Origin of the sequence: Pseudomonas sp. QL9, assembly GCF_041409665.1 — a bacterium.
Classification (GTDB): Bacteria; Pseudomonadota; Gammaproteobacteria; order Pseudomonadales; family Pseudomonadaceae; genus Pseudomonas; species Pseudomonas knackmussii.
Map to the genome: position 1 here is coordinate 3,884,398 of NZ_CP166971.1, position 25,696 is coordinate 3,910,093.

24 protein-coding genes are annotated in these 25,696 nt (G+C 65.9%); 14 read left to right on the plus strand and 10 right to left on the minus strand.

The window, feature by feature from the left end; genetic code table 11:
* The first annotated feature begins 63 nt into the window (after positions 1-63).
* From ACA097_RS18195 to ACA097_RS18205, 3 genes are all read left to right on the plus strand, one after another.
* Entirely contained in the window at positions 64-1,986 is a 1,923-nt protein-coding gene (locus tag ACA097_RS18195; RefSeq protein ID WP_371365040.1) for a DUF1302 domain-containing protein, read from the plus strand.
* A 111-nt stretch (positions 1,987-2,097) separates the two neighbouring features.
* Positions 2,098-3,465: a DUF1329 domain-containing protein gene (locus tag ACA097_RS18200; protein WP_371365042.1), complete on the plus strand. Its 1,368-nt coding sequence runs from the start codon at positions 2,098-2,100 to the stop codon at positions 3,463-3,465.
* A 311-nt stretch (positions 3,466-3,776) separates the two neighbouring features.
* Positions 3,777-6,500, plus strand: coding sequence for a LuxR C-terminal-related transcriptional regulator (locus ACA097_RS18205; protein WP_371365045.1), 2,724 nt, complete (start codon positions 3,777-3,779; stop codon positions 6,498-6,500).
* Positions 6,501-6,509: 9 nt separating this feature from the next.
* Here the strand turns inward: ACA097_RS18205 and ACA097_RS18210 are convergent, their stop codons facing one another.
* A complete protein-coding gene (locus tag ACA097_RS18210) occupies positions 6,510-7,364 on the minus strand; it encodes a hypothetical protein (protein ID WP_371365047.1) in 855 nt (284 codons plus the stop codon).
* 90 nt (positions 7,365-7,454) lie between these two features.
* On the opposite strand from ACA097_RS18210, the gene ACA097_RS18215 reads away from it, so the two are divergent.
* Positions 7,455-8,123, plus strand: coding sequence for a TetR/AcrR family transcriptional regulator (locus ACA097_RS18215; RefSeq protein ID WP_371365049.1), 669 nt, complete (start codon positions 7,455-7,457; stop codon positions 8,121-8,123).
* 68 nt (positions 8,124-8,191) lie between these two features.
* Positions 8,192-9,130 carry an alpha/beta fold hydrolase gene (locus ACA097_RS18220; protein ID WP_371365052.1) on the plus strand — a complete coding sequence of 313 codons (939 nt, stop codon included), beginning with the start codon at positions 8,192-8,194 and terminating at the stop codon, positions 9,128-9,130.
* 120 nt (positions 9,131-9,250) lie between these two features.
* Here ACA097_RS18220 and ACA097_RS18225 read toward each other — a convergent pair whose 3' ends face one another.
* Entirely contained in the window at positions 9,251-10,090 is an 840-nt protein-coding gene (locus ACA097_RS18225; protein WP_371365054.1) for a metal-dependent hydrolase, read from the minus strand.
* Between the two features lie 122 nt (positions 10,091-10,212).
* Here ACA097_RS18225 and ACA097_RS18230 point away from each other — a divergent pair, with 122 nt between their 5' ends.
* Positions 10,213-11,229, plus strand: a complete 1,017-nt coding sequence (locus ACA097_RS18230; RefSeq protein WP_371365056.1) for an AraC family transcriptional regulator — start codon at positions 10,213-10,215, stop codon at positions 11,227-11,229.
* A gap of 104 nt (positions 11,230-11,333) precedes the next feature.
* Here the strand turns inward: ACA097_RS18230 and ACA097_RS18235 are convergent, their stop codons facing one another.
* A complete protein-coding gene (locus ACA097_RS18235; RefSeq protein ID WP_371365059.1) occupies positions 11,334-11,663 on the minus strand; it encodes a hypothetical protein in 330 nt (109 codons plus the stop codon).
* 388 nt (positions 11,664-12,051) lie between these two features.
* Here ACA097_RS18235 and ACA097_RS18240 point away from each other — a divergent pair, with 388 nt between their 5' ends.
* Both ACA097_RS18240 and ACA097_RS18245 read left to right on the plus strand, forming a co-directional pair.
* Positions 12,052-12,696, plus strand: coding sequence for an MBL fold metallo-hydrolase (locus ACA097_RS18240; protein ID WP_371365062.1), 645 nt, complete (start codon positions 12,052-12,054; stop codon positions 12,694-12,696).
* 84 nt (positions 12,697-12,780) lie between these two features.
* The gene (locus tag ACA097_RS18245) at positions 12,781-13,503 is read left to right on the plus strand and encodes an OmpA family protein (RefSeq protein WP_371365064.1); all 723 of its coding nucleotides are present in this window, start codon (positions 12,781-12,783) and stop codon (positions 13,501-13,503) included.
* Between the two features lie 139 nt (positions 13,504-13,642).
* Here ACA097_RS18245 and ACA097_RS18250 read toward each other — a convergent pair whose 3' ends face one another.
* The 4 genes from ACA097_RS18250 to ACA097_RS18265 all read right to left on the minus strand — a co-directional run bounded on the left by ACA097_RS18250 (position 13,643) and on the right by ACA097_RS18265 (position 18,389).
* Positions 13,643-14,551, minus strand: a complete 909-nt coding sequence (locus tag ACA097_RS18250) for an acyltransferase (protein ID WP_371365066.1) — start codon at positions 14,549-14,551, stop codon at positions 13,643-13,645.
* 130 nt (positions 14,552-14,681) lie between these two features.
* Positions 14,682-16,805 carry a phosphate acetyltransferase gene (gene pta / locus ACA097_RS18255; RefSeq protein ID WP_043254788.1) on the minus strand — a complete coding sequence of 708 codons (2,124 nt, stop codon included), beginning with the start codon at positions 16,803-16,805 and terminating at the stop codon, positions 14,682-14,684.
* 56 nt (positions 16,806-16,861) lie between these two features.
* Positions 16,862-18,046, minus strand: coding sequence for an acetate kinase (locus ACA097_RS18260; RefSeq protein WP_043257674.1), 1,185 nt, complete (start codon positions 18,044-18,046; stop codon positions 16,862-16,864).
* A 7-nt stretch (positions 18,047-18,053) separates the two neighbouring features.
* Positions 18,054-18,389 (minus strand): DUF3565 domain-containing protein, encoded by a 336-nt coding sequence (locus tag ACA097_RS18265; protein WP_084166829.1) that lies wholly within the window; start codon positions 18,387-18,389, stop codon positions 18,054-18,056.
* Between ACA097_RS18265 and ACA097_RS18270 the strand changes: the two genes are divergently transcribed.
* Both ACA097_RS18270 and ACA097_RS18275 read left to right on the plus strand, forming a co-directional pair.
* Positions 18,358-18,843, plus strand: a complete 486-nt coding sequence (locus tag ACA097_RS18270; protein ID WP_043254784.1) for a peptidylprolyl isomerase — start codon at positions 18,358-18,360, stop codon at positions 18,841-18,843. The genes ACA097_RS18265 and ACA097_RS18270 overlap by 32 nt on opposite strands.
* 214 nt (positions 18,844-19,057) lie before the next feature.
* Positions 19,058-19,540, plus strand: a complete 483-nt coding sequence (locus ACA097_RS18275) for a glutathione peroxidase (protein ID WP_043254782.1) — start codon at positions 19,058-19,060, stop codon at positions 19,538-19,540.
* A 74-nt stretch (positions 19,541-19,614) separates the two neighbouring features.
* Here the strand turns inward: ACA097_RS18275 and ACA097_RS18280 are convergent, their stop codons facing one another.
* Together ACA097_RS18280 and ACA097_RS18285 are read right to left on the minus strand one after the other, a co-directional pair.
* Positions 19,615-20,016, minus strand: coding sequence for a tautomerase family protein (locus ACA097_RS18280; RefSeq protein WP_371365071.1), 402 nt, complete (start codon positions 20,014-20,016; stop codon positions 19,615-19,617).
* A 4-nt stretch (positions 20,017-20,020) separates the two neighbouring features.
* Positions 20,021-20,332 carry a carboxymuconolactone decarboxylase family protein gene (locus tag ACA097_RS18285; RefSeq protein WP_371365073.1) on the minus strand — a complete coding sequence of 104 codons (312 nt, stop codon included), beginning with the start codon at positions 20,330-20,332 and terminating at the stop codon, positions 20,021-20,023.
* Positions 20,333-20,442: 110 nt separating this feature from the next.
* On the opposite strand from ACA097_RS18285, the gene ACA097_RS18290 reads away from it, so the two are divergent.
* The 4 genes from ACA097_RS18290 to ACA097_RS18305 all read left to right on the plus strand — a co-directional run bounded on the left by ACA097_RS18290 (position 20,443) and on the right by ACA097_RS18305 (position 24,356).
* A complete protein-coding gene (locus ACA097_RS18290) occupies positions 20,443-21,363 on the plus strand; it encodes a LysR substrate-binding domain-containing protein (RefSeq protein ID WP_371365075.1) in 921 nt (306 codons plus the stop codon).
* Between the two features lie 74 nt (positions 21,364-21,437).
* On the plus strand, positions 21,438-22,028 hold the full coding sequence (locus tag ACA097_RS18295) for a TetR/AcrR family transcriptional regulator (RefSeq protein WP_043254777.1): 591 nt from the start codon (positions 21,438-21,440) through the stop codon (positions 22,026-22,028).
* 56 nt (positions 22,029-22,084) lie between these two features.
* Positions 22,085-23,197: an NADH:flavin oxidoreductase gene (locus ACA097_RS18300; RefSeq protein ID WP_371365077.1), complete on the plus strand. Its 1,113-nt coding sequence runs from the start codon at positions 22,085-22,087 to the stop codon at positions 23,195-23,197.
* 199 nt (positions 23,198-23,396) lie between these two features.
* Positions 23,397-24,356, plus strand: a complete 960-nt coding sequence (locus ACA097_RS18305; RefSeq protein ID WP_371365079.1) for a DegV family protein — start codon at positions 23,397-23,399, stop codon at positions 24,354-24,356.
* A gap of 1 nt (position 24,357) precedes the next feature.
* Here the strand turns inward: ACA097_RS18305 and ACA097_RS18310 are convergent, their stop codons facing one another.
* On the minus strand, positions 24,358-25,560 hold the full coding sequence (locus ACA097_RS18310) for a glycosyltransferase family 4 protein (protein WP_371365081.1): 1,203 nt from the start codon (positions 25,558-25,560) through the stop codon (positions 24,358-24,360).
* Positions 25,561-25,696 lie beyond the last annotated feature (136 nt).

Here is a 25,696-nt window from a genome sequence, read left to right on the forward strand (position 1 = left end):
GGGTATCGGGGGGCTGGCTATAGTCGGCGCCACTCATAACAAAAAACACATGGAGTAGCGTCGATGACAACAATGAGGAAAATCTGGCGCCTGGCGCGTTTGCCGCTGGCCGTCAGCCTGGCTTCTTCGCTCGCCGCCCCGGCTTCCGCGGTGACTTTCAACATTGGGGAAATCGAGGGCTCCTTCGACTCCTCGCTGTCCATCGGGGCCAGCTGGTCGACCCAGAACCCGAACAAGAACCTGATCGGGGTGAACAACGGCGGCAAGGGGCTGTCGCAGACCTCCGACGACGGCCACCTGAACTACAAGTCCGGTGACGCCTTCTCGAAGATCTTCAAGGGCATCCATGACCTCGAGCTGAAATACCAGGACACCGGCGTCTTCCTGCGCGGCAAGTACTGGTACGACATGGCCATCGAGGACGACGACACCAACTTCAAGCCGATCGAGGACAGCGGCCGCAAGACCGCCGCCAAAGGCAAGGGCGCCGAACTGCTGGACGCCTTCATCTACCACAAGTACACCATCGGCGAACTGCCGGGTAACGTGCGCCTGGGCAAGCAGGTGGTGAACTGGGGTGAGAGCACCTTCATCCAGAACGGCATCAGCGTGATCAACCCGGTGGACGTCTCCGCCTTCCGCCGCCCGGGCTCCGAGATCAAGGAAGCCCTGGTGCCGGTGAACATGTTCTATCTGTCGCAGAACCTCACCGACAACCTCTCCGCCGAAGGCTTCTACCAGCTGGAGTGGGACCAGACGGTGGTCGACAACTGCGGCACCTTCTTCTCCCAGCCTGACGTGGTTGCCGACGGTTGCTCCAACAACCTGGCGGTGCTGAGCAACAACCGCGCCTCGATCAACGCCCTGAACGGCCTGCTCGGCCCGAACCTGGCGGTGACCCAGTCGGCCTACGGCGAAGGTGTGATCGTGCCGCGCGGCCCGGATCGCGATGCCCGCGACAGCGGCCAGTACGGCCTGTCGCTGAAGTACTTCGCCGATGCCTTGAACACCGAGTTCGGCGGCTATTACATGAACTACCACAGCCGCCTGCCGATCTTCAGCGGCAGCGGTGCGTCGGTCGCCAAGGTCAACGCCATCAATAGCCGCATCACCAGCCTGGCGGCGATCAGCCCGACGCTGGCCGCGCAAGCTGGTGCAGTGGCCATGGCGGGTAACTCCAGCTACTTCATCGAGTATCCGGAAGATATTCACCTGTATGGCCTGAGCTTCTCCACCACGCTGCCCTCCGGCACCGCGTGGCAGGGCGAGATCAGCTACCGTCCGAACGCTCCGGTGCAGCTGAACACCACCGACATCCTCTATGCAGGTCTGGATCCGGTCTCCATCGGCGGCAACCATATCTACAGCAACGCCTCGGTGCTCAACGGCCAGGCTGGCCAGGACATCCACGGCTACGAGCGCAAGGAAATCACCCAGCTGCAGACCACCTTCACCCAGTTCATCGACCAGGTGATGGGCGCGGAACGTCTGACCCTGGTCGGCGAAGTGGGCTGGACCCACGTCGGCGGCCTGGAGAGCCAGTCCAAGGCTCGCTACGGTCGTGACCCGGTGTTCGGCCCCGGCCCTCTGGCCGGCACCCTCAACGGCGCGCCGACCTGCCAGGCGCTGAACGCCAGCACCCTGGGTACTACCAACGCCAACAACGTCAGCCGCAACTGCGAGAGCGAAGGCTTCACCACCGCTGATTCCTGGGGCTACCGCGCTCGCGCGATCTGGGACTACAACGACGTCTTCGCCGGCGTGAACCTGAAGCCCAACGTGGCCTGGTCGCACGATGTCGACGGCTACTCCCCCGGCCCGGGCGGCAACTTCGAGGAAGGCCGCAAGGCCATCAGCCTGGGTGTGGATGCCGACTACCTGAACACCTACACCGCCAGCCTCTCCTACACCAACTACTTCGACGGCAAGTACTCCACCGTCGAAGATCGCGACTACGTCGCGCTCAGCGTTGGCATGAACTTCTAAGCGAAACGCCCGCCGGCGCGAGCCGGCGGGCCCATAGCAGACCGGAGATCGCGAGCGTGGCGCCACGGAGGCCGCGCGAGCAGTAACGACCCACTCGAGGACGACGCGATAATGAGAACAAAAAGAATTCTGCTGCAGACCGGCGCACTGGCTCTGAGCCTGCTGGCCACCCAGGTATTCGCGGCGGTTTCCGCCGGCGAAGCCGCCAAGCTGGGCAGCACCCTGACCCCGGTGGGCGCCGAGAAGGCCGGCAACGCCGACGGCAGCATCCCGGCCTGGACTGGCGGCCTGTCCAAGACTGCCGGCACCGCCGACAGCAAGGGTTTCCTCTCCGACCCGTTCGCCAGTGAAAAACCGCTGTTCACCATCACTGCGCAGACCGCCGACAAGTACAAGGACAAGCTGACCCCCGGCCAGCTGGCCATGTTCCAGCGCTACCCCGACACCTACAAGATGCCGGTGTACCCGTCGCACCGCACCGCGACCATGCCCGACGCCGTGCTGGAAGCGACCAAGAAGAACGCCACCACTGCCACCCTGGTACAAGGCGGCAACGGCCTGCAGAACTTCCAGACCGCCAACCCCTTCCCGATTCCGCAAAGCGGCCTGGAAGTCATCTGGAACCACATCACCCGTTACCGTGGCGGCCACGTGCGTCGTCTGGTGACCCAGATGACCCCGCAGGTCAACGGCACCTTCTCGCCGGTGTACTTCCAGGACGAATTCGTCTTCCGCACCGACCTGAAAGACTACGACCCGAGCAAGCCGAGCAACGTGCTGTTCTACTTCAAGCAGCAAGTCACCGCGCCGGCACGCCTGGCCGGTAACGTTCTGCTGGTCCACGAGACCCTCGACCAGGTCAAGGAACCGCGCCTGGCCTGGCTCTACAACGCCGGCCAACGCCGCGTGCGTCGTGCCCCGCAGGTTTCCTACGACGGCCCTGGCACCGCCGCCGACGGTCTGCGTACGGCCGACAACCTGGACATGTACAACGGCGCGCCGGATCGCTACGACTGGAAACTGATCGGCAAGCAGGAGCTGTACATCCCGTACAACAACTACAAGCTCGACGATCCGAAGCTGAAGTACGCCGACATCGTCAAACCCGGCCACCTGAACCAGGACCTGACCCGCTACGAGCTGCACCGTGTATGGCACGTGACTGCGACCCTGAAGCCGGGCGAGCGCCACATCTACGCCAAGCGTGACTTCTACATCGACGAAGACACCTGGCAAGCCGTGGAAATCGACCACTACGACGGCCGCGGCACCCTGTGGCGCGTGGCCGAGGCCTTCTCGCAGTACTACTACGACCACCAGGTACCGTGGTACACCGCCGAGACCCTGTACGACCTGCTGTCCGGCCGTTACCTGGTGCTGGGCCTGAAGAACGAGGAGAAGTCGGCCTACGACTTCAACTACACCGCCTCGGAAAGCGACTTCACCCCGGCTGCGCTGCGTCAGGACGGCGTGCGCTAAGGGCGAGGTTCCTTGCTGAAAAAACCGGCCTTCGGGCCGGTTTTTTTTCGCCTGTCATTTGCCAGGATTCTGATTTCCGTAGACGATCCGGACCTACTGATAGGGCGCCATTTCCTTATCGAATGAGGGAATTTCTGCTTGTCATGTCGGCTTGGTTACTTGAAGGTGGCGTGCGTTTGTAGGCAAGTTCTGAAGAGATGAGTGGAAAAGCGCCGCGTCAGGTAACAAATTCGACTTCAAATGGACTGGGCAAGCGACTAGTCTCGGCGACTGATGTTCCATTAGAAGAGCTAGAGCAAGAGCCAGGCGCAATGACCGACTTCTCGACTCTGCCAATCCGCCAGGAGGCATCGGCACCGGCGATCGGCAGCCGTTTCTATCGCCCGCCGCTGCCGGCGGGGTACGTCTATCGCCCGCGCCTGTGCGAACGCATGAGCGCTGGGCTGGATGGACGGTTGCTGCTGGTTTCGGCGCCGGCCGGCTTCGGCAAGAGCTCCCTGGCCATCGAATTCTGCGAATCCCTCGACGACGGCTGGCGCAGCCTGTGGCTCGGCCTGAGCGCGCGCGACTGCGACCCGGGACGCTTCCTCGAGCGCCTGCTGGAAGGGCTGCGCCAGTACTTCCCGAACCTGGGCGACGACGCCCTGGCGGTATTGAAGATGCGTCAGCGTCACCAGCCGTTCGCCTTCGAAGCTTGGCTGGATGGCCTGCTCGACGAACTGGCGGAACAGCTCAGCGCCAAGACGCCACTGCTGCTGGTGCTCGACGACTATCACCTGGCACAGGGCGTGGTCCTCGACCGCTGCCTGCAGTTCCTGCTCAACCACATGCCCGCCGGCCTGGTGCTGCTGATAACCAGTCGCCAGCGGCCGGACTGGCACCTGGCGCGCCTGCGCCTGTCGCGTCAACTGCTCGAATTCAACGAACAGGACCTGCGCCTGACTGCCGAGGAAATGCTCGAACTGGTTACCGCCAGCGGCTCGCGAGTCAGTGGCGAAGTCATCGAGCGCCTGATCGAGCGCAGCGAAGGCTGGATTGCCGGATTGCGCCTCTGGCTGCTGGCGCATCCCGAAGGGGCGGCGCAGGGCTGCGAGGTGCCGCTGACCGGCGCCGAAGAGCTGATCCGCGACTACCTGCTGGAAGAAGTGATCGACAAGCAGTCCGCGGAGGTCCAGGCATTCCTGCTGCAGACCGCGCGCTTCGAGCGCTTCTGCGCCGAGCTGTGCGACGTCCTGCTCGACAGCCATGAAAGCGCGGAGATCCTGCGCCACCTGCAGCGTCACCAGGTCTTCCTCGTGCCGCTGGACGACCAGGGCGTCTGGTTCCGCTATCACCACCTGTTTTCCGACCTGCTGCTGACCCGCGATCTGCCGGCGGCCGGTCCTTCCGCGGCGGCGCTGCACCTGCGCGCGTGCCGCTGGTTCAGTTCCCGCGGGCTGCTCGACGAAGCGGTCGACCAGGCCCTGCGTGCCGGCCATCCGGAAGTTGCGGCCAGCCTGGTGCAGAGCCTTTCCGAAGAGCAGTTGCTCGCCGAACAGAACGTCGCCACCCTGCTGCGCTGGAAGATGGACCTCCCCGACAGCCTGCTGGCCAGCGCCCCGCGACTGGTGGTGCTGTACGGCTGGGCGCTGGCGCTGGCCTGCCAACTCGACGCTGCCGAAGAATTGGCCGCGCAGCTGGCGCGCTTCCTGCCGGCTCCCGACGCCGCCACACAGCGCGATTTGCTGGCCCAGTGGCAAGCGCTGGCGGGGATCATCGCCCGAGGACGGGGCGACATCGAGCTCGCCGAAAGGCACTGCGCAGAGGCTATCGAACATCTGCCTGCGGAGCGTTCCGGACCGCGCCTGATGTGCCTCTCCAGCCTGGCCAACCTGGCCATCGTCCGTGGCGATTCGTGGCGCGCGCGCGGCCTGAACCGCGAGGCGCTGGAGCTGGCGCAGCGCGTCGGCAATCCGTTGCTCGAGGCGCTGGTGCATTACGACCGCGCCCGCGTGCTGCAGGCGCGTGGCGAGGTGAGGCGGGCCGAGTCCGAACTCGAGCAGGGGCTGGCACGACTGAACGGTCTGCCCGCGCATCGGCGCTATGCGGTGCGCGGACGGTTGCTGGTCTACCAGGGCTATCTGCGTTGCCTGAGCCTGCAGGGCGAAGACGCGCGCAAGTGGCTGCGCGCTGGCATCGAAGAAGGGCGCGGCTGCCGCGACGTCAACCTGGTCATCGGTTACGCGGTGCTGGCCAGCCTCGAAGGGCGCCAGGGCAATTTCACCCAGGCCTTCGCCCAATTGGCGGAAGTCGAGCGGCTGATGCACGTCTGGGACGTGCCGCCGGTCTACTACCTCTCGGTCATCACCCTGGTGAAGTGCGAGCTGTGGCTCGCCCAGGGCCAGCTGGAACTGGCCGGCGCCTGGCTCGAGCGCCTGGGGGAAACCTATTCGGGCGAACAGCCCGCCACCCCGCCGGAATGCAATCCGCAGTTGCCTTACTGCATCGAGTTGCTGCGGGCACTGCTGGCCGGTCTGGAAGGGCGCACGGAAGAAGCCGAGCGCCGCCTGCGCACCCTGACGGCTTCTGCACAGCAGGCCGGCACCACGCTGCCAGCGAGTTATGCACAGGCGTTGCTGGTGCTCTTGCTGTTGCAGGGCGGACGCGAAAGCGAAGCGCGCGAGGCCTTGGGCAACTGCCTGCAAGCCGCGGTTGGCGGCGCTTTGCTGCCTTTGCACGTGCTGCTGACCCAGGAACCTGAGTGGCTACGCGAACAACTCGCCGGCCGCGCGAGTTGCCCGCTGCAACGCGCGCTGCAGGAGCGTCTGCCGGAGCAGAGCGAACGCGGAGTGGCCCAGGCCGACTGCCTGAGTGGCCGCGAACTGGCGGTGCTCGAACTGATCGCCCAGGGCTGCTCGAACCAGGAGATCAGCGAGCGCCTGTTCATCTCGCTGCACACCGTGAAGAGCCACGCCCGCCACATCAACGACAAGCTGGGCGTGGAGCGTCGCACCCAGGCGGTGGCGCGAGCCAAGAGCCTGGGCCTGCTGCGCTAGATCCCGCGCTTATTCCTTGGGTGCGCTCAGGTCCAGGGGCGGCGGTGCCGCCGCACCCTTGACCGGGGCCGCCAGCTGGCGCTGCACATCGGCCTGGATGTTCTGCAGCACCGGCAGCAGGTCATGCATGTTGCCGCGCACTTCGGGGTAGGGATGCTGTTCGGCGAACTGCTGCACGCGAGCCAGCATCTGGCCGCGCACCTCGCCGGGCAGGTGGACGAAGAGTTCGGGCATCTGCTTGGACAACTCGGCGCTGTAGAGCACCAGGTCCTGGCGCTCGAACTGCGCGGTCAGCCCCAGGTAGTCGAGGGCGCTGCTGGTCAGCATCGAAGCCGCCGCCTTGGCTTCCTGCATGCCCTTCAGGCGCACCGGGTTGCGCTGCTCGCTCTGCGCCAGGGTCATCCAGAATTCGACGGTCAGATTGAACAGGATCGCCTGTTCGCGCAGCGAGTAGCTCATCAGGCCGAGCGCCTCGGCGCCATAGGGCTGCTTCGCGGCGCGGAAATCGAAGTACAGGCGCATCAGCTCCTTGAGCTTGAACAGCACTTCGCGCGCCTCGTTCTGCCGCAGCTCCAGCGGCGCGTAGATGTTCATCTGCGAGCGGAAGTTGTCCTCGCTGACCATGCGCTGGTAGATCGGCCCGGTGAACTCGCCGCTGCGCCGGGGCAGGGCGTTGGCCTGGGTCTTGTCGAGCGCCTGCAGGGCATCGATCAGCTTCTGGTAGTCCTCGCTGGTCCAGGCGCGCTGGATATCCGGAATGGGTTGCCCGAGGTAGTACAGCTCGCCGCTAGCCAGGGCGCTGCGGCCGACAACCAGCAAAAGGATGGCCAGCGGCCAGAGCAGGCGGCGTGATAGGTTCGGCACGAACGGGCTTTCCTTGCGCGAAGGGCGGAAGGCTAGGTTAGCGACGGGCGCGGTCGCCGTCACCCCGCGCCTTGGTTGGGTGGAGGGGACATGACGCGACAGGAATCCGGAGCGGTGCTGGCGGTGTTCGAGGACTTGGGTGGCTACGGAGCATTGGCCCGCCAGGAAGGTAACGCCGAGGGGCCGCTGGTCAACCATCTGCAACGCGCCAACATCCAGCTGGCGAGCATCCCGGTGTTCGTCGCCAGGGGCCTGGCCGAGACCACGGTGAACGACCTGCTGGCGGCGGCCAAGGTGTCGCGGCGCACCTTCTACAAGTACTTCGACGGCAAGCTCGACGTGCTCGAAGGCATCTACCGCAGGGCGGTGCAGCTGCTGCTCATGCGCTTCCGCGAGATGCGTACCGTCGCCGGCAGCAGCGAGGCCTGGCTGCGCGCGATGATCGAGCGCTTCTTCGACTATCACCTGGCCGTGGGGCCGATCATCCGCCTGATGCACGAGGAAGCGCTGCGCGTAGGCTCGCCCCTGGCTGGCCACCGCCGCGAGGCGTTGCGCGAACTGCAGGCGCTGCTCGAAGAACGCTTCCTTGCCGAAGGCGTGCAGCATGCGCCGCTGACCTACCAGGCGCTGCTCTGGGCGATGGAGGCGGCCTCCCACGAATTGCTCGGCGATGCCGCGGGTCACGATATCGGCGAGGTCAAGCGGGTGCTCGGCGATCTGCTGGTGAACAGCCTCTGCGCATCGGCGCCCCAGCCCTAGGTTGGGCGCGTCGCGCGTCGCGCTGTGGTGTGATCGGGCCTCTAGAACAACAAGCACCGGAGTGCCCCATGTCCGCTACCTACGCCCTGGAACCGCCGCTGGCGGCCGGTTTCGCCCGCTTCGGCTTCGGCGCCTTGCCGCTGGACGCCTTGATCGCCCGCTATGCCTCGCCGGAGGCCGGTTCGCGCTTCATCGAGGTGGACGGCTTCCAGATCCACTACCGCGACGAAGGCAGCCACGACAAGCCCGTGCTGGTGATGGTGCACGGGGTGATGGCCTCGCTGCATACATGGGATGGTTGGGTGGCCGAGCTTGGCCGACACTTCCGCATCGTGCGCCTGGACGTGCCGGGCTTCGGCCTGACCGGTGCCGGCCGCGATCGCGAATACAGCGGTGAGCGCCTGGTCCGGGTGTTCGCCCAGTTCCTCGATCGTCTTGGCCTGGACAGGGTGTCCATCGCCGGCAACTCGCTGGGCGGCTATATCGCCTGGAACTACGCGGCGCAGCATCCGCAGCGGGTCGAGCGGCTGATCCTGGTCGACCCGGCCGGCTACTACATGCAGAAGGTGCCGCTGATGATCGCCAGCGCGGTGCTGCCCGGCGCCGGCTTGCTGATGCCGGCCTGGATGCCGCGCGCACTGGTGGCCCAGGGCATCAAGGAGGTCTACGGTGACGCCAGGCGCATCCAGCCGGGGGTGGTCGATCGCTACTACGACATCAGCCGCCGCCCGGGAAACCGGCGGGCGATGATCGATATCTTCCGTGTGCTCGTGAAGGCCAATCGCGAGGAGCTGCCGACCGCGCCGGAGCGAGTCGCGCTGATCAAGGCGCCGACCCTGCTGATGTGGGGCGAGCGCGACCGCTGGATCTCACCGCGCCACGTACCGCTGTGGCAGCGCGATTTGCCGGGCATCGAGGTGAAGACTTACGCGGGCGTCGGGCATGTGCCGATGGAGGAGATTCCCGAGGAATCCGCAGCGGATGCATTGCGCTTCCTGCATGCCTGACGCATTGAGTCGATGAGAAAAGCCCCGGGTTGCCGGGGCTTTTTCGTCGTAGCGAGGCGCCGATCCCAATGCAGAAACACCAACGCCCCGGCAGTCCGGGGCGTTGGTGGAGGAGGGGAATCAGCCCGCGTGGGCCAGCGGCTGCGGGTCATACTCCTTGCGAACCTGGTACAGCAGATCGAGGTTGTTGTGCTGCCAGGGGTGGAAGTCGTCCCTGAAGAAGTCCAGGTATTCGCGCACCAGCGGGCGGAACACGCCGTGCTTGCCCCAGCTCCATTTCAGACCGTCGCGCCAGACCCGCCAGTTCCACAGCAGGCCGTCCTTCTTCAGCATGTGCACCAGGCCACGGAAGGTATCGAGGACGAAGAAGAAGGTCGCCATGCGCATCGCCCGGCGCAGCAGTTTGCGGCTGCCGCAGACCTGGTTGTAGACGTCGAAGGCCACTGCCTTGTGCTCGGTTTCCTCCAGCGCGTGCCAGCGCCACAGGCGTTGCATCACGGGGTCGGCACCTTCCATGGTGCGCGGGTTGGTCAGTAGCCCGTTGGCCATGATCGCGGTGATGTGCTCCAGCGCGGCGGTCGCGGCCAGCTGGCGCTTGGCGGGGAATTTCTTCTGGGTGAAGCGGATGCGTGCCTGGGCGCGCTTCTCGATGGTGGTGATGTCGTAGCCGAGGTCGCGCAGGCGCTGGCTGTAGGTCAGGTGTTCGCGGCTGTGGTGACCTTCCTGGCCGATGAAGCCGCGGATCTGCTCCTTGAGCACCGGGTCGCTGATCTGTTCGCGGAAGTTGCGCACCGAGTCGATGAAGAAGCGCTCGCCGTCGGGGAAGAGCACCGACATGGCATCGAACAGGTGGGAGCGGAAGGCGTCGCCGCCGTGCCAGTGGCGGGGCAGCGGATCGGGCAGCTCGAAGTCCATGTGCCGGGGCTTGATTTCCAGTCCTGCGGGGGTCGTGCTGGCCATGACGGCTCCATTGTTGTGGTTATCCATGGCAGCTACTTTGGGCTTGCCGGACTAGTGTCACAAGGTTATCTTCTGCCAACATTCCGGTCATATCCGGCCAATGGCGATAACAAGAAAAAGCCATGAAGCAACCGCTCACCTTCACCGCCGAACTCGTTCCGGTGGCCTATGCCCAGGCCCTGCTGGACCTCGCCGCAGAACTCGGTGTGCCGCGCCCACGCCTGCTCGAGCTGGCTCGCGTGCGCCCCGAGGTGCTGCAAAGCCCGGCCGGGCGCCTGTCCTTCATCGACTTCAACCTGCTTGCCGGCGCCGCCCTGACGCACTGCGGCGAGCCCGCCTTCGGCCTGCTGCTGGGGCAGCGACTGAACGTCTCCACCCACGGCATCCTCGGTTACGCGGTGCTCTCCAGCGCCAACCTGGAGCGGGCCATCGACTTCGCCCTGAAGTACTACCGCGTGCTCGGCCTGGCCTTCGACCTGGAACGGGTCGAGGAACATGGCCGCGCGCAGTTGCGCGCCAGCGAGTCGATCCCGCTGGGGCCGATGCAGCGCTTCGCCAGTGAGGGCCTGATGACCAGCCTGCACACCATCGCGCGCTTCCTCGTCGGCGAGCCGTTGCAGGGTGTCGAAGTCGGCTTCGCATACGCCGCGCCGGACTATGCCGAGCGTTATGCGGAGGTGTTCGGCTGCGCGGTGGCCTTCGACCAGCCGTACCACTCCATCAGCCTGCCCAACGAATACCTGGACCGGCCCATGGCCCTGGCCAACCCGGCGACAGTGCAGATGTGCGAGCAGCAGTGCGAAGCCCTGCTCGCCAGCATCGATGTGCAGGAAGGCCTGCTGACCCGCATCCGCCGCCTGCTGCTGGCGCGGCCCGGCGAATTCCCCGATCTGGACAGCGTGGCGCGCGAGCTGCATACCAGCGGGCGCAGCCTGCGCCGGCACCTGTCGAGCCTGGGCACCACCTACCAGCAAGTGCTCGACGACGTGCGCAAGCGCCTGGCCGTGCAATACCTGACGACCACCCACCTGCCGCTCTACGAAATTGCCTTGCTGCTGGGGTTCAACGACCCGTCGAACTTCCGCCGGGCCTTCCGCAAGTGGACCGGCAAGCTGCCCACCGATTACCGCGGCGACTGAGTGCCTGCGCGAGTTGCAGTCGGGGTTTCGTCTTCACGCTTGTTTCCCGGGTGTCGTCCATGGACGACGCCCGTTCGCGCGAAGGAGCGAAACCGAGGCTGGGCTCAAAGGCTGCAAGAACCACTGACGATGCTGGCGGAAACGATGTCGGCGTTTTCGCTCTGGATGGCTGACCAGATGATGGCCCCGCTTTGTCCCGGAGAAACGCTTCCGCTGACTTCGACATTGCGGCTCAACCCCTGTGCGTTGGTCAGCGAAAGGACGTAATCGCACTGATAGTCGGAGTCATCCGACCCATCGGACTCATCGGCGCTACAAACCAGATTCCAAGTATTGCCGTCCTTTACCGGGCCTTGGCATTGGCCATCGGCAAGGGCCGCGGACACCCAGGCGCCCAGGATGAGCGTCGCAATAACGTATGGAATTCGCTTCATGGCTATCGTCTCTATGTGGTGAGTCGACTGTCGCTAGCGCTGGCGACTTGATGGCAAGGCATGATGCTCTGAGGCTAGTACATCCGTATCGGCGTGCAGGCCGCCAGTGACTGCCTGGATAGTTGCCATCGCGGGCTTGTATCTGCAGCGCCTCGGCGAAGTGCGTGGAGTCAGCTTTGTCTTGGCGAGCAAACCCACTGGCGTCTGCTTTCGACTCGATTGTCGTCGTCCAGGCCTTTGCCGCGGATTGGGTATTGAAAGTGCGTGTCCATTGGGGCCACCCTTTGCGGCCGATCTGGCGTGCCACTGGCAAGGGCTTTCTTTACGGATCGTCGCCGTCGTCAATCGTGTTGAGCCCAAATGAGTCATCAATCCAGCAGGAACACCCATGGAAGCCGCTAAACCCACCCTGATCCGCGAAACCTTCCCCGTCGGCCCGTTGCAGTGCAACTGCACCATCATCGGCGATCCGGTGACGAAGAAGGCCATCGTGGTCGACCCGGGCGGTGACCACGAGCTGATCCTGCAGCGCCTGGACGCCCTGGGCCTGAAGGTGGTCAGCATCATCCACACCCACGCGCACCTGGATCACTTCCTGGCCTCCGGGCAGATGAAGGAGAAGACCGGAGCGACCCTGCACCTGCACCAAGGCGACCAGTTCCTCTGGGACAACCTGGAAATGCAGTGCCGGATGTTCGGCGTGCCGTACAAGCCAGTGCCGTCGCCGGACCAGTGGCTGAAGGACGACGAGGAACTGGCATGTGGCTGCGGTGTGGCGCTGCACACGCCGGGGCATACGCCGGGTTCGATGAGTTTCTGGTTCCCCGGCGCCAAGTTGCTGATCGCCGGCGACACCCTGTTCCGCCGAGGTATCGGCCGTACCGACCTGTGGGGCGGCGACTACGCCACCATCGAGCGGTCCATCAAACAGCGCCTCTACAGCCTGGACGAGGGGGCCACCGTGGTCACCGGCCATGGCCCGGATACCCGCCTTGGCGACGAAATGCGGGAAAATCCCTTCATCCGCGCTTAATTTTGCAATGGAATCTTTTGCACGCCCTGTGCTCTAACCTGCCGCCCGAGAACGGGCGTTTCGCAATTCGAGGAGTCTTCCTTCATGTTCACCCCACGTAGTCTCTCGATGGTCGCTGCCGCCACCGTCCTCGCTCTCATGGCCGGTTGCGCCGCGCAGAACCCCTACGACCCGAACACCCAGGTGCCGCAGGAAGGCGGCGTCAGCAAGACCGCCAAATACGGTGGTCTGGGCGCGCTGGCCGGCGCCGTCGCCGGTGCAGCCATCAACCACGACAACCGTGGCAAGGGCGCGATGATCGGCGCCGCTGTCGCCGGTCTGGCCGGTGCCGGTTACGGTTACTACGCCGACAAGCAGGAAGCCCAACTGCGCCAGCAGATGCAGGGCACTGGCGTGCAGGTGCAGCGCCAGGGTGACGACATCAAGCTGATCATGCCGGGCAACATCACCTTCGCCACCGACTCGGCGAACATCGCCCCGTCCTTCTACACCCCGCTGAACAACCTGGCGAACTCCTTCAAGCAGTTCAACCAGAACAGCATCGAGATCGTCGGCTACACCGACAGCACCGGCAGCCGCCAGCACAACATGGACCTGTCGCAGCGCCGTGCGCAGAGCGTGGCCGCCTACCTGACCTCGCAAGGCGTCGACGGCACCCGTGTGAGCACCCGCGGCATGGGCCCGGACCAGCCGATCGCCAGCAACGCCGACGCCAACGGCCGTGCGCAGAACCGTCGCGTCGAAGTGAACCTGAAAGCCCTGCCGGGCGCCCAGGGCACCGCCGCGCCGCAGCAGCAGTACCAGTAACACCGCAGCATGAAAAAGCCCGCCGATTGGCGGGCTTTTTCGTTTGTGCTGTTTGCTGGGTCCCCGCGTTCGCGGGGATGACGATGGGGCGATGATCCCGCCTGCGTCCTTCCCGCGAACGCGGGAATCCAGAAAATCCTCAGGCGCTGGCTGGGTACTCGCGGTGCAACTGCGCCAGCAGTTGCTCCTTGCGCTCCCACAGCTGGTTGACCCACTGCTGGAACTCGTTGCGGTAGCTCTCGTCCTGGTCGTAGCTCTTGCCGATGAACTGGCGCGGGATTTCCAGCTCGTCGAAACGCACCACCACGCGCTTGAGGCGGCCGGAGAGCAGGCACCAGAAGGTCGGGCTGCCGTCGGGGTAGTGGATGGTGACGTTGACCAGCGTGCGCAGCTGCTCGCCCATGGCGTCGAGGACGAAGGCGATGCCGCCGGCCTTGGGCTTGAGCAGGTGCGGGAAGGGCGACTGTTGCGCGTCGTGCTTGGCGCGGGTGAAGCGGGTGCCTTCGAGGAAGTTGAACACCGACACCGGGATGCGCTTGAACTTGGCGCAGGCCTTGCGCGTGGTCGCCAGGTCCTGGCCCTTCTTCTCCGGGTGCTTGGCCAGGTAGGCCTTGCTGTAGCGCTTCATGAAGGGGAAATCGAGCGCCCACCAGCACAGGCCGATCACCGGGACCCAGATCAGCTGCTGCTTGAGGAAGAAGCGCAGCAGCGGGATGCGGCGATTCAGCTGGTACTGCAGAACGAGGATGTCGACCCAGCTCTGGTGGTTGCTGGTGACCAGGTAGGAGTGGTCGTAATGCAGGCCTTCCAGCCCCTGGACTTGCCAGTCGGTGCGTTGCACCAGGTTCATCCAGCCCTTGTTGCAACCGATCCAGCCTTCGGCGATCAGGCTCATCAGCTTGCTGAGGACGGACTGCGCGACAGCGAAGGGCAGCACCAGCTTGAGCAGGGACATGCTGAGCAGCAGCGTCGCCCAGCAGAGGGTGCTGACGAACAGCAGCAGGCTGGCCAGCACGCCGCGCAGGAAGTGGGGAAGGAAGTTAAGCATCGAAAAGTCCTTGTACGTGGGCACCCGCTCCATCACGGGTGCTTGGGCGGGGTCTGGCCCCGGCTGTGGAGTGGGCGGCATCCTGCGCCCGCGTTGGCCTGGGCCGCTCGGCGGAGCGGCCCTCCTGGGTTCATGGGTGTTGCGTGTCGGCCTGGATCGCGGTGAGCGCGATGGTGTAGACGATGTCTTCCACCAGGGCGCCGCGCGACAGATCGTTCACCGGTTTGCGCAAGCCTTGCAGCATCGGGCCGATGCTTATGCAGTTGGCGCTGCGCTGCACCGCCTTGTAGGTGGTGTTCCCGGTATTCAGGTCGGGGAACACATACACGGTCGCGCGGCCGGCCACCGGGCTGTCGGGAGACTTCAGCTGGCCGACGCTGGCGATGGCGGCGGCATCATACTGCAAGGGTCCGTCAATCAACAGATCGGGGCGTTTTTCCTGCGCGATGCGTGTTGCTTCCCGCACTTTGTCGACATCCGCGCCACTTCCCGACTCGCCCGTCGAGTAGCTGATCATCGCCACTCGCGGGGTGATGCCGAAGGCCTGCGCGGACTCGGCACTCTGCACGGCGATTTCCGCCAGGTCACTGGCCGAAGGGTCGGGATTCACCGCGCAATCGCCATACACCAGCACCTGGTCGGGCAGCAGCATGAAGAACACCGAGGACACCAGGTTGTAGCCGGGCGAGGTCTTGATCAGCTGCAGCGCCGGGCGAATGGTGTTGGCGGTGGTGTGGATGGCGCCGGAAACCAGGCCGTCCACTTCGTCGAGGGCGAGCATCATGGTGCCCAGCACGACGTTGTCTTCCAGCTGCTGCTCGGCCATGGGCGCGTTCAGGTTCTTGCCTTTGCGCTGCGCCACCATGGGCTCGACGTAGCGGCTGCGGACCTGGTCCGGATCGATGATCTCCAGGTCCTCCGGCAGGGCGATGCCGAGCATCTGCGCCACCGCGCGTACGTCGTCGGGCTTGGCCAGCAGCACGCAGCGGGCGATGCCGCGGGCATGGCAGATCACCGCCGCCTGCACCGTGCGCGGCTCGCTGCCCTCGGGCAGGACGATGCGCTTGTGGGCCTGGGCTGCGCGCTGGGTCAACTGGTAGCGGAATACCGGCGGCGACAGGCGTGGTTCGTGCGGCGCGCCGCAGCGCTGGCGCAACCAGTCGAAGTCGATGTGCCCGGCGACGTACTCGCTGACGCGCTCGGAGCGCTCGCGGTCGTCCACCGGGATTTCCTTGTTCATCCCGGTCAGGTCGCCGGCGGTGTCGAACGAGCCGGTGTTCACCGAGAGCACCGGCAGCCCGCCCTGCAGGGCGCTGCGGCACAGCTCCATGATGCGTGCGTCCGGTGCCAGGCCGCTGCACAGCAGCAGGCCGGCGAGCGGAACGCCGTTCATGGCGGCGAGGCAGGTGGCGAGGATCACGTCGTCGCGATCGCCGGGCACCACTACCAGCACGCCGGGCTTGAGCAGGTGGACGATGTTCGGCACCGAGGGCGCGCAGAGGATGATCTTCTGCACCCGCCGCTGTTCATATTCGCCGGCATTGATCACGCCGGCATTGAGCAACTCCGCGACGTCGCGGGTGCGCGGGGCGTTCAGGTCGTCCTGCCAGGGGATGCAGCCGAGCAGGCGGAAGTCGCCATTGCGCATCAGCGGCGAATGTTCGCGCAGGCGCTGGGCGTAGCGTTGCGCACCGGCTTCGCCTTCCAGCGGGCGGCCTTCTTCGTCGATATCGCGGACCTTGTTGAGGATCACCCCGAGCAGCTGCGGGTCGTGCGGGCCGCCGAACAGCTGGGCCTGGATATCGAGGCGGTCGGAGAGCTCGTTGAGCGTCTCGTTCTCCGGCGCGGAAACCAGGATCACCTCTGCGTCGATACTCTTCGAGAGGTGGAAGTTGACGCGCGCGGCGTAGCTGACGTGGCGGGTCGGAACCATGCCTTCGACGATCATCACGTCCTGGCCTTCGGCGGTCGCCTGGAACTCGCGGATGATGTTTTCCAGCAGCTCGTCGAGCAGGCCGTCGCCGAGCATGCGTTCGACCTTGCTCAGTGGCATCGGTGTCGGCGGTTTCAGACCGTGGGTGCGGGCGACCAGCTCGCTGGAGCGCTCCGGGCCGTCGTCGCCGGGTTGCGGCTGGGCGATGGGTTTGTAGAAGCCGACCTTCAGGCCGGCGCGCTGCAGGGCGCGGATCAGGCCGAGGCTGATCGAGGTGAGGCCGACGCCGAAGCCGGTCGGGGCGATGAAGAAGGTGTGCATCCGGGCTCCTTAAGCCGTTCGGGTTCGATCTGCCCTTGTGGGGCGAGGGCGCATCTTCAGCCGAGTACGGCCAGGGTGTCGAGGACGATCTGGCGTTCCTCGTTGGTCGGGATCACCAGCACCCGCGGATGCCCGGCGAGGTGGATCGGCCCTTCGACGCCGCGCACGCAGCGGGCGTTGGCTTCGCCGTCGAGCTCCAGGTTCAGCACGTGCAGGTGGCGCACGGTGAGATTGCGCACCAGCGGCGAGTTCTCGCCGATGCCGCCGGTGAAGATGATGCCGTCCAGCCGCGGCAGGGCGCAGGTCATGGCCGCCAGCGACTTGGCCAGGCGGTAGCAGAACACCTCGATGGCCAGGGCGGCGCCGGCGTGGCCCTGGTCGCGGGCGTGCTCCAGGGTGCGCATGTCGTTGGACAGGCCGGACAGCCCGAGCAGGCCGCTGTCGTGGTTGAGCATGTGGTCGATGCGCTCCAGGCTCCAGCCCAGGGTGCGCGCCAGGTGGCTGTGCAGGTTCGGATCGACGTCGCCGCTGCGGGTGCCCATCATCAGGCCCTCCAGCGGGGTCAGGCCCATGCTGGTGTCGCGGCTCTGGCCGTTGGCGATGGCGCAGGTCGAGCTGCCGTTGCCCAGGTGCGCGGACAGCCAGTTGCTGTCGCCCAGGGCCAGGCCGCTGATCTCGGCGGCGCGATGGCAGACGTAGCGGTGGCTGGTGCCGTGGAAGCCATAGCGGCGCACGTGCTGCTCGCTATATAGCGGCTCCGGCACGGCGTAGCGGTAAGCGCGCGGTGGCAGGCTCTGGTGGAAGGCGGTGTCGAACACGGCGATATGCGGCAGCTGTGGATAAAGCGCCATGGCGGCATCGATGCCGAGCAGGTTGGCCGGGTTGTGCAGCGGCGCCAGGGGCGCGGTGTCGCGGATCGCCCGAAGGACCTCGGCGTCGATGCGGCAAGCCTGGGTGAAGCGCTCGCCGCCATGCACGACGCGATGGCCGATGGCGTGCAGCGGGCCGTCCAGCGCTTTCTCCACCAGCGGCAGCAGGTGGGCGAGGGCGGCTTCGTGGCCGGCGCCCTGCAGGTCGATGCTGTCGCGCAAGTCACCCTGCTGCCAGGCGAGCACGGCGCCGGGTTCGCCCAAGCGTTCGGCCAGGCCGTGGAGAATGAAACCCTCACGAGCCTCGCAGGCGAGGGCGAACTTGATCGACGAGCTGCCGCAGTTGATCACCAGGATGTTGCGCGCCGTCATCTTCACCTCATTCCTTTGTCGTCGGGTCGGTTTCGCGTGCGCACCAACCGCAGGGGAAGGGCTGCCCGATCTGGGCGGCACGCTGCGTCGGATCGAGCACCCAGGGCCGCGACTGCCACGGTGGCTCGTGGCGCAGATGCTGGGTATGGCCGCAGGACAACACTGCCACCCAGTGGCCGTCCTCGTCCTGACGGAAGTCAAGCAGCCGCGGGGGCTCGCGGGCGGGCCATCCGTCTGCCCTCGGGTCGCTTTCGTCCCCGGGCCGGCGTAGACTTGCGCGCTCTACTTCTTTTTCGGAAAGGTTCTTCACCATGCAGATCGCAGCCAACAAGGCGGTTTCCATCGACTATACCCTGACCAACGATGCAGGTGAGGTCATCGACAGCTCCGCTGGCGGCGCTCCCCTGGTGTACCTGCAGGGCGCGGGCAACATCATCGTCGGCCTGGAGAAGGCCCTGGAAGGCAAGCAGGTCGGCGACGAACTGGAAGTTTCCATCGAGCCGGGCGACGCCTACGGCGAATACAGCGCCGAGCTGGTCGCGACCCTGAGCCGCGAAATGTTCGAAGGCGTCGACGAACTGGAAGTCGGCATGCAGTTCCACGCCTCCGCTCCGGACGGCGGCATGCAGATCGTCACCATCCGCGACATCGACGGCGACGACGTCACCGTCGACGGCAACCACCCGCTGGCCGGCCAGCGCCTGAACTTCAAGGTGAAGGTAGTGAACGTCCGCGAAGCTTCCGCCGAGGAAGTCGCCCACGGTCACATCCACGGCGAAGGTGGTCACCACCACTGATTGCCGGGACTGTATTTCGTCGGGTCGATTGATGGCCCGATGAAGCCCGGTCGAAGCTGCTAAGCTTCATCCACGAAAGGCGCCTGCGGGCGCCTTTCGCATGCACGGACGCAGGGTCTTTTTTCCCGAACCGACTGGGATGCGTCGCGCGGACCGATTGTCCGGCCGGACGCAGGGCACTTCGCTGTGCCGAATCATCTTCAAGGAGTACTCCATGAGCGCTTTTCACGATCTGACTCTGCATGGCCTCGACGGAAAGGATCTGCCGCTCGCCCCGCTCAAGGGCAAGGTAGTGCTGGTGGTGAACGTCGCCTCCAAGTGTGGTCTGACCCCGCAATACGCCGGGCTGGAAAAGCTCTATCAGCAATATCGCGATCGCGGCTTCGTGGTGCTCGGCCTGCCGTGCAACCAGTTCGCCGGCCAGGAGCCGGGCAGCGAGGCGGAGATCCAGTCGTTCTGCTCGCTTAACTACGGCGTCAGCTTCCCCATGTCGGGCAAGCTCGATGTGAACGGTTCGGAGCGGCATCCGCTGTATCGCCTGCTCGCCGGCGAGGGCGCCGAATTCCCCGGCGACATCACCTGGAACTTCGAGAAGTTCCTCCTCGCGCCGGACGGCCGCGTCCTGCACCGCTTCAGCCCGCGCACCACGCCGGAAGACCCGGCGCTGATCCAGGCCATCGAGAAAGCCCTGGGCTGACTCCCTGCCGGCGGGCGTGGCGCGCATGCCCTTCCCGCCGGAATTCCTCCTTTCCCGCGAATCGCCGCCTGCGTTCAGCCGTTCTCGGCCGGCTTGGCGAAGATGCCCATGCGTCCGCCGCCGAACGACCAATCCTCGCTGCTGCTGGTGGTGACCTGCACCATCACGTCCTCGCCGGCGATGCCGGGGCTCTCGCCGAGCAACTCCACCAGTCGCCGATAGAACGCCTGCTTGGTCGGCGTATCGCGCGGGCGTCCGGCGGTAATCGCGATCAGCACGAAATCGTCCGAGCGCGGCCCGCCCAGGTAGTTGCGGTCGTAGTGGAATTCCCAGGGATCGAGTTGGTGGATCATCACGAAGCGGTCGTTGGCCGGTACGTCGTAGGCTTCGTGCAGGGCGCGGTAGACGTTGTCGGCGAGGGCGCGCAGGTACTCGGGCGACTTGCCTTTGTGCAGGGCGATGCGGGCGAAGGGCATGGTGTCATTCCTCCTGGCTGTCGAGGCGGTTGAGGGCCGAGGCGGCGACGGGCCAGCCGCCGTAGAAGGCCAGGTGGGTGATCAGTTCGACCAGTTCCTCGCGGGACAGGCCGTTGCGTTGCGCCAAGTCGAAGTGGAACGGCAGCTGCTCGCCGCGACCCAGCACCACCAGCGCGGCGACCGTCGCCAGGCTGCGTTCGCGCGGCGAGAGTTCGTTGCGTTGCCAGACGTCGCCGAAAAGCACTTGTTCGGTGAGCTGCGCCAGCTTCGGTGCCTGCTGCTGCAGGCGGGAGGTTGCTTGGGGTGGAAGGGACATCGCTGGGTTCTCCTGCTTGGGTGACTTGACGAAGTCAGGCTAGCGCGTCAGTTTTGTCCCGAAAATCGGGAAATATTTAACTGATAGTTCGATAAAGCAGGATTGTTGAAATGGCCCGGGTGAACTTCGATCTCGACGTGCTCCGCACCTTCGTCACCGGCATAGAGCTGGGCAGCTTCGCCCGCGCAGCGGATCGCCTGGGGCGCTCGACCTCGGCCGTCAGTGCGCAGTTGAAGAAGCTGGAGGAGCAGGCCGGCACGCCGGTGCTGCGCCGCGAAGGGCGGGGCATGGCGCTCACCGAATCGGGCGAGACGCTGCTGGCATATGCCCGCCGCCTGCTGGAACTGAACGACGAGGCGGCCAGCGCGTTGCGTGGCGCAGCACTCGAAGGGCGAGTGCGCCTGGGCATGCAGGAAGACTTCGGCGAGACGCTGTTGCCGGCGTTGCTCGGCCGCTTCGCCCGGGCTCATCCAAAGGTGCGCATCGAGGTGCGCACCGCGCGCAACCAGGAGTTGCTGCGTGGCGTGCGCAACCAGGAGTTGCTGCGTGGCGTGCGCAACGGCGAACTCGATCTGGCCCTGGCCTGGGACACCGGCGAACGGACGGCGCACCTGGAGCACCTGGGTGCCGTGCCGCAGTGCTGGATCGGTGCTGTCGAAGGTCAGGCCTGGGCAGGCGAACGGCCGTTGCCGCTGGTGGTGCTGGAGGCCCCTTGTCTATTGCGCAGTGCAGCTACGGCTGCGCTCGACCGCGCGGGCATCGCCTGGCGCGTGGCCTTCACCAGTGCCGGGCTTTCCGGCATCTGGGCGGCAGTGGCTGCCGGCTTGGGTGTGGGCCTGCGCACGCCGCTCGGCCTGCCTTCCGGGGTCGTCGTGCTGGATGCCGAAAGCCTTGGCCTGCCGACCCTGCAGCCGCTCGGCCTGTGCCTGCACCGCGCCGAGTCCGAACCCGAGCCGGGCGTTGCACGTCTGCGCGATCTGCTCCGCGAGTGCGTGGCGGAATTGCTGCCCGAAGACACCACCGAGCGCTGAGCACGCTGTGGGGCTCAATCACCGATATCAATAGTGCTGGGCGGGGCGAGACGACCGGTCATATTCTTGCGCCCATGAACAGCATCCGACTCGACAAGCGTGACCTGATCCTCGCCAAGGGCTCCCTGGCGATGACCCGCTGCGGCTACCACGGCACCGGCGTGCAGGACATCGTCCAGGCCGCCGGCATCCCCAAGGGCTCCTTCTATCACTACTTCGAGAGCAAGGAAGACTTCGCCCTGCAGGCCCTGGAACACCTCTACGGCCCGCGCCTGCAGCGCTACGCCGAGGCCCTCGGCAATCCGGCACTGGGGCCGCGCGCGCGGATCCTGAGCTACTACGGCGAGCTGATGGCGCACTTCGCGCGCAAGGAAAAGCTCGAGTACCACTGCTTCATCGGCAGCCTCAGCTTCGAGCTGACCGAGCTGTCGCCGGCGCTCGCCGCCAAGGTCGACGACATCCTGCAGCGCGGCACGGACATCCTCCGCGCCTGCCTGCACGAGGCGCAACAGGCGGGCGAACTGCCGGCCGACGAACACTGCGACAACCTCGCCGACTTCGTCAGCAATGCCTGGCAGGGCGTGCTGTCGCGGCTGAAAGTGAGCGCGTCGCTGAAACCCATGGAAGCCTTCATTGCCCGCCTGGAGCGGGTGCTCAAGGCCTGAAATCCTTCACCCACAGTACGAGACGACCGGTCGCCTGGACGTCCTGGAGAACCTTCGTGAGCGCATCCGTAGAGAGCCTGTTCGAGCCCTTCCGCCTGGGCAACCTGGAGCTGCCGACCCGCGTGGTCATGGCCCCCATGACCCGCAACTTCAGCCCCAACGGCGTGCCCCACGCGCAGGTGGTCGAGTACTACCGCCGTCGCGCCGCCGCCGGTGTCGGCCTGATCGTCACCGAGGGCACTACCGTCGGCCACAAGGCCGCCAACGGCTACCCGAACGTGCCGCGCTTCTATGGCGAAGACGCCCTGGCCGGCTGGAAGGAAGTGGTCGACGCCGTGCATGCCGAGGGCGGCAAGATCGTCCCGCAACTCTGGCACGTCGGCTCGGTGCGCCGGCTGGGCGTGGAGCCGGACGCCAGCGTCCCCGGCTACGGCCCGAGCGGCAAGGTCAAGGACGGCCAGGTGCTGGTCCATGAAATGACCAAAGAGGACATCCATGAAGTCATCGCCGCCTTCGCCCAGGCCGCTCGCGACGCCAAGGCCATCGGCATGGACGGCGTGGAGATCCACGGCGCCCACGGCTACCTGATCGACCAGTTCTTCTGGGACGGCAGCAACAAGCGCACCGACGAGTACGGCGGCAGCCTGGCCAACCGTTCGCGCTTCGCCATCGAGCTGATCCGCGCGGTGCGCGAAGCCGTGGGCCCGGACTACCCGATCATCTTCCGCTTCTCGCAGTGGAAGCAGCAGGACTACAGCGCGCGGCTGGTGGAAACCCCCGAGGCGCTCGGCGAGTTCCTCAAGCCGCTGTCCGAAGCCGGCGTCGACATCTTCCACTGCTCGACCCGCCGCTTCTGGATTCCGGAGTTCGAAGGCTCCGACCTCAACCTGGCTGGCTGGACCCGCCAGCTCACCGGCAAGCCGACCATCACCGTCGGCAACGTCGGCCTGGACGGCAGCGAGTTCCTGGCCTTCTTCGGCAAGACCGACGAGGTCGCGCAACCCTCCGGTATCGAGGGTCTGCTGGAGCGTCTGCACAAGCAGGAGTTCGACCTGGTAGCCGTCGGCCGTGCGCTGCTGGTCGATCCGGACTGGGCTCTGAAAGTGCGTGACGGTCGCCTGGAAGACATCAAGCCGTTCAGCCGCGATGCGCTGATGTCGCTGGCCTGATCGACACGGAATGACAAAACCGCCCAGGGGTTTCCCCTGGGCGGTTTCTTTTGTCATAGGGTCGGGAATTTTACTGACGCGTTTACAAAACTTTTCCTACGCACGCCTTCCGATGTGCTGACTTAAAGGTCGGAAACGGGCATTGTTATGACGGCGATCACACAACAATAGGCCGGCCAGCGGCCAAAAGGAGTAAGCCATGCGGATTGGCCTGGTGGTCGATGCGACCTGCGACCTGCCCCCCGAATTCCTCGCTGCCAACAACATCCGCGTCCTGCCCATCGGCATCAAAGTGGGCGAGAAGCGGATCATCGATGACCGCGATCCCGACACCACCCTGCGCTTCTATTCCGAGGACCTGCCCAAGGTCGCGCCGGAAGACGGCAGCGTGCCGCTGACCCCCGCCGAAACCCAGGAGTGGTTCCTCGAACAGTTGGTCACCGACTTCGACTACGTCATCTGCCTGACTGTCAGCAGCGCCCGCAGCCCGATCTTCGATAACGCCACCCAGGCCTCCTTCGGCCTGCTGCAGAACTACCGCGAACGGCGCACCGCCGCCGGCGTCAACGGCCCCTTCGCCCTGCGCGTGGTGGACAGCCAGACAGTGTTCGCCGGCCTGGCCGTGCTGGTCGCGGAAGGCGTGCGCCTGCTCGGCGAAGACAGCCATCCGAACGCCATCCGCACGCGCCTGGAGCAGTTGAGCAACCAGATGAACACCTTCCTGGTCGCCAGCGACCTGGGCCACATCCGCCGCCGCGGCTTCCAGAAGGGCGACCGCAGCAGCATCGGCGATCGCCTGCGCGGCGCCTTCCTCGGCATAGGTTCGATGCTCGACATGAAGCCGGTGCTGAGCCTGGTACAGGGCGAGGACAAGCCGGTTTCGGTTTCGCCGAACTACGAGAAGTCCGCCGAGCGTCTGCTCAGCTTCGCCCGTGCGCGGGTCGAGGCGGGCGAGCTGCTGGCGCCGCACATGTGCCTGAGCTATGCCGGCGATCCGTCGGCACTGCGCGACCTGCCGGGTTTCGATGCGCTGGAGAGCGCTTGCCGTGAGCGCGGTATCGGCGTGCACCTGGCAATGCTCAGCCCCACCGGCGGCATCAACCTGGGCGCCGGAGCGATGAGCCTGTCGTTCGCCGCCGAGCCCAAGCCCTTCGCTTGATTCACTTGCGCGCGACGTCGGCGCCCGGTGCGGCCTGCGGTTCCACCGCAGCGCCCGGGAGCCGATGGCTGGCGTCGAGCAGGTAACCCTCGAAACGTTCGACGATACCCGCCCACTCCAGGCGGCCGGCGTGCTGGCGCGCATTCAGGCGCACCCGGCGCAGGCGTTCGCGGTCTTCCAGCAGCCAATTGGCGGCGTCGATGAACTCCGCTTCGTCACCCGGCGGGGCAAGCACCCCGTTGTGTCCGTGGCGGATGTGCTGGCCGGCGGCGGCCTGATCGTAGGCCACGACCGCGAGACCGGAGGCGAGCCCCTCCAGCACCACATTGCCGAAGGTTTCCGAAAGGCTGGGGAAGAGGAACAGGTCGCCGCTGGCGTAGTGGCGGGCCAGTTCCTCGCCGCGTTGCAACCCACAGAACAGTGCATCCGGCAGTTCCTGGGCGAGTTGCGCACGTTGCGGCCCATCGCCGACCACGATCAGGCGCATGTGCAGATTCGGGTGCGCCGCGCGCAACTGGCGGAAGGCGCGGCCGAGCAGGCCGAGGTTCTTCTCCGCGGCCAGGCGACCGACATGCAGCACGGCGATCTCCTGTTCGCCCAGGCCCCATTGGCGGCGCAACTCATCGTCGCGGCGACCGGGTTGGAACAGTCGGCCATCCACCCCGCGGGCGAGTTGCACGACATGGGCGAAACCACGCCGTTCCAGCTCCAGCGCCTGGCTGGCGCTGGGCACCAGGGTGCGCAGCGTGCGGTTGTGGAACCAGCGCAGGTAAGCGGTCACCAGGCGCGTCAGCGGGCCCAGTCCGTAGTGCGCGCTGTACTGCTGGAAGTTGGTGTGGAAGCCGCTCAGTGCGGGGATCCGCAGGCGCTTGGCGGCCCGCAACGCGGCCAGCCCGAGGGGGCCTTCGGTGGCGATGTAGAGGACGTCCGGGCGCAGCCGCCGCCAGTGCCGCAGCAGCTTGTGCAGGCACGATTGGCCCCACTGCAGGCCCGGGTAGCCGGGCAGCGGCCAGCCACGGGTCAGCAGCAGTTCGTCGTCGCTGTGGCGGCCGTCGTCGACGCTCTGCCGCGGGCGGACGACCTGCACCCGATGGCCGAGTTGCATCAGGCCACTGGCCAGGCGCCCGAGGGTGTTGGCCACGCCATTGATTTCCGGCGGGAAGGTTTCGCTGATCAGCGCGATGCGCAGGGGAGTCGTGCTCATTGAGGCAGTGTCCGTTGCCGTCATGTAGCCGATGTGAACTTCGGGTGACATCCATATGACAATGCTGGCCGGGCTCTTGAAACGCGCGGGTTAGCCGCGTCGTCACAAAGCGCTGCTAGAGTGCCGCCGATCAATG

Bases quoted from the DNA above. Each gene is read 5' to 3' on its own strand.
- ACA097_RS18195 (WP_371365040.1), top strand. From the start codon at position 64: ATGACAACAATGAGGAAAATCTGGCGCCTGGCGCGTTTGCCGCTGGCC.
- ACA097_RS18200 (WP_371365042.1), top strand. From the start codon at position 2,098: ATGAGAACAAAAAGAATTCTGCTGCAGACCGGCGCACTGGCTCTGAGC.
- ACA097_RS18205 (WP_371365045.1), top strand. From the start codon at position 3,777: ATGACCGACTTCTCGACTCTGCCAATCCGCCAGGAGGCATCGGCACCG.
- ACA097_RS18215 (WP_371365049.1), top strand. From the start codon at position 7,455: ATGACGCGACAGGAATCCGGAGCGGTGCTGGCGGTGTTCGAGGACTTG.
- ACA097_RS18220 (WP_371365052.1), top strand. From the start codon at position 8,192: ATGTCCGCTACCTACGCCCTGGAACCGCCGCTGGCGGCCGGTTTCGCC.
- ACA097_RS18225 (WP_371365054.1), bottom strand. From the start codon at position 10,090: ATGGCCAGCACGACCCCCGCAGGACTGGAAATCAAGCCCCGGCACATG.
- ACA097_RS18230 (WP_371365056.1), top strand. From the start codon at position 10,213: ATGAAGCAACCGCTCACCTTCACCGCCGAACTCGTTCCGGTGGCCTAT.
- ACA097_RS18235 (WP_371365059.1), bottom strand. From the start codon at position 11,663: ATGAAGCGAATTCCATACGTTATTGCGACGCTCATCCTGGGCGCCTGG.
- ACA097_RS18240 (WP_371365062.1), top strand. From the start codon at position 12,052: ATGGAAGCCGCTAAACCCACCCTGATCCGCGAAACCTTCCCCGTCGGC.
- ACA097_RS18245 (WP_371365064.1), top strand. From the start codon at position 12,781: ATGTTCACCCCACGTAGTCTCTCGATGGTCGCTGCCGCCACCGTCCTC.
- ACA097_RS18250 (WP_371365066.1), bottom strand. From the start codon at position 14,551: ATGCTTAACTTCCTTCCCCACTTCCTGCGCGGCGTGCTGGCCAGCCTG.
- pta (WP_043254788.1), bottom strand. From the start codon at position 16,805: ATGCACACCTTCTTCATCGCCCCGACCGGCTTCGGCGTCGGCCTCACC.
- ACA097_RS18260 (WP_043257674.1), bottom strand. From the start codon at position 18,046: ATGACGGCGCGCAACATCCTGGTGATCAACTGCGGCAGCTCGTCGATC.
- ACA097_RS18270 (WP_043254784.1), top strand. From the start codon at position 18,358: ATGCAGATCGCAGCCAACAAGGCGGTTTCCATCGACTATACCCTGACC.
- ACA097_RS18265 (WP_084166829.1), bottom strand. From the start codon at position 18,389: ATGGAAACCGCCTTGTTGGCTGCGATCTGCATGGTGAAGAACCTTTCC.
- ACA097_RS18275 (WP_043254782.1), top strand. From the start codon at position 19,058: ATGAGCGCTTTTCACGATCTGACTCTGCATGGCCTCGACGGAAAGGAT.
- ACA097_RS18280 (WP_371365071.1), bottom strand. From the start codon at position 20,016: ATGCCCTTCGCCCGCATCGCCCTGCACAAAGGCAAGTCGCCCGAGTAC.
- ACA097_RS18285 (WP_371365073.1), bottom strand. From the start codon at position 20,332: ATGTCCCTTCCACCCCAAGCAACCTCCCGCCTGCAGCAGCAGGCACCG.
- ACA097_RS18290 (WP_371365075.1), top strand. From the start codon at position 20,443: ATGGCCCGGGTGAACTTCGATCTCGACGTGCTCCGCACCTTCGTCACC.
- ACA097_RS18295 (WP_043254777.1), top strand. From the start codon at position 21,438: ATGAACAGCATCCGACTCGACAAGCGTGACCTGATCCTCGCCAAGGGC.
- ACA097_RS18305 (WP_371365079.1), top strand. From the start codon at position 23,397: ATGCGGATTGGCCTGGTGGTCGATGCGACCTGCGACCTGCCCCCCGAA.
- ACA097_RS18310 (WP_371365081.1), bottom strand. From the start codon at position 25,560: ATGAGCACGACTCCCCTGCGCATCGCGCTGATCAGCGAAACCTTCCCG.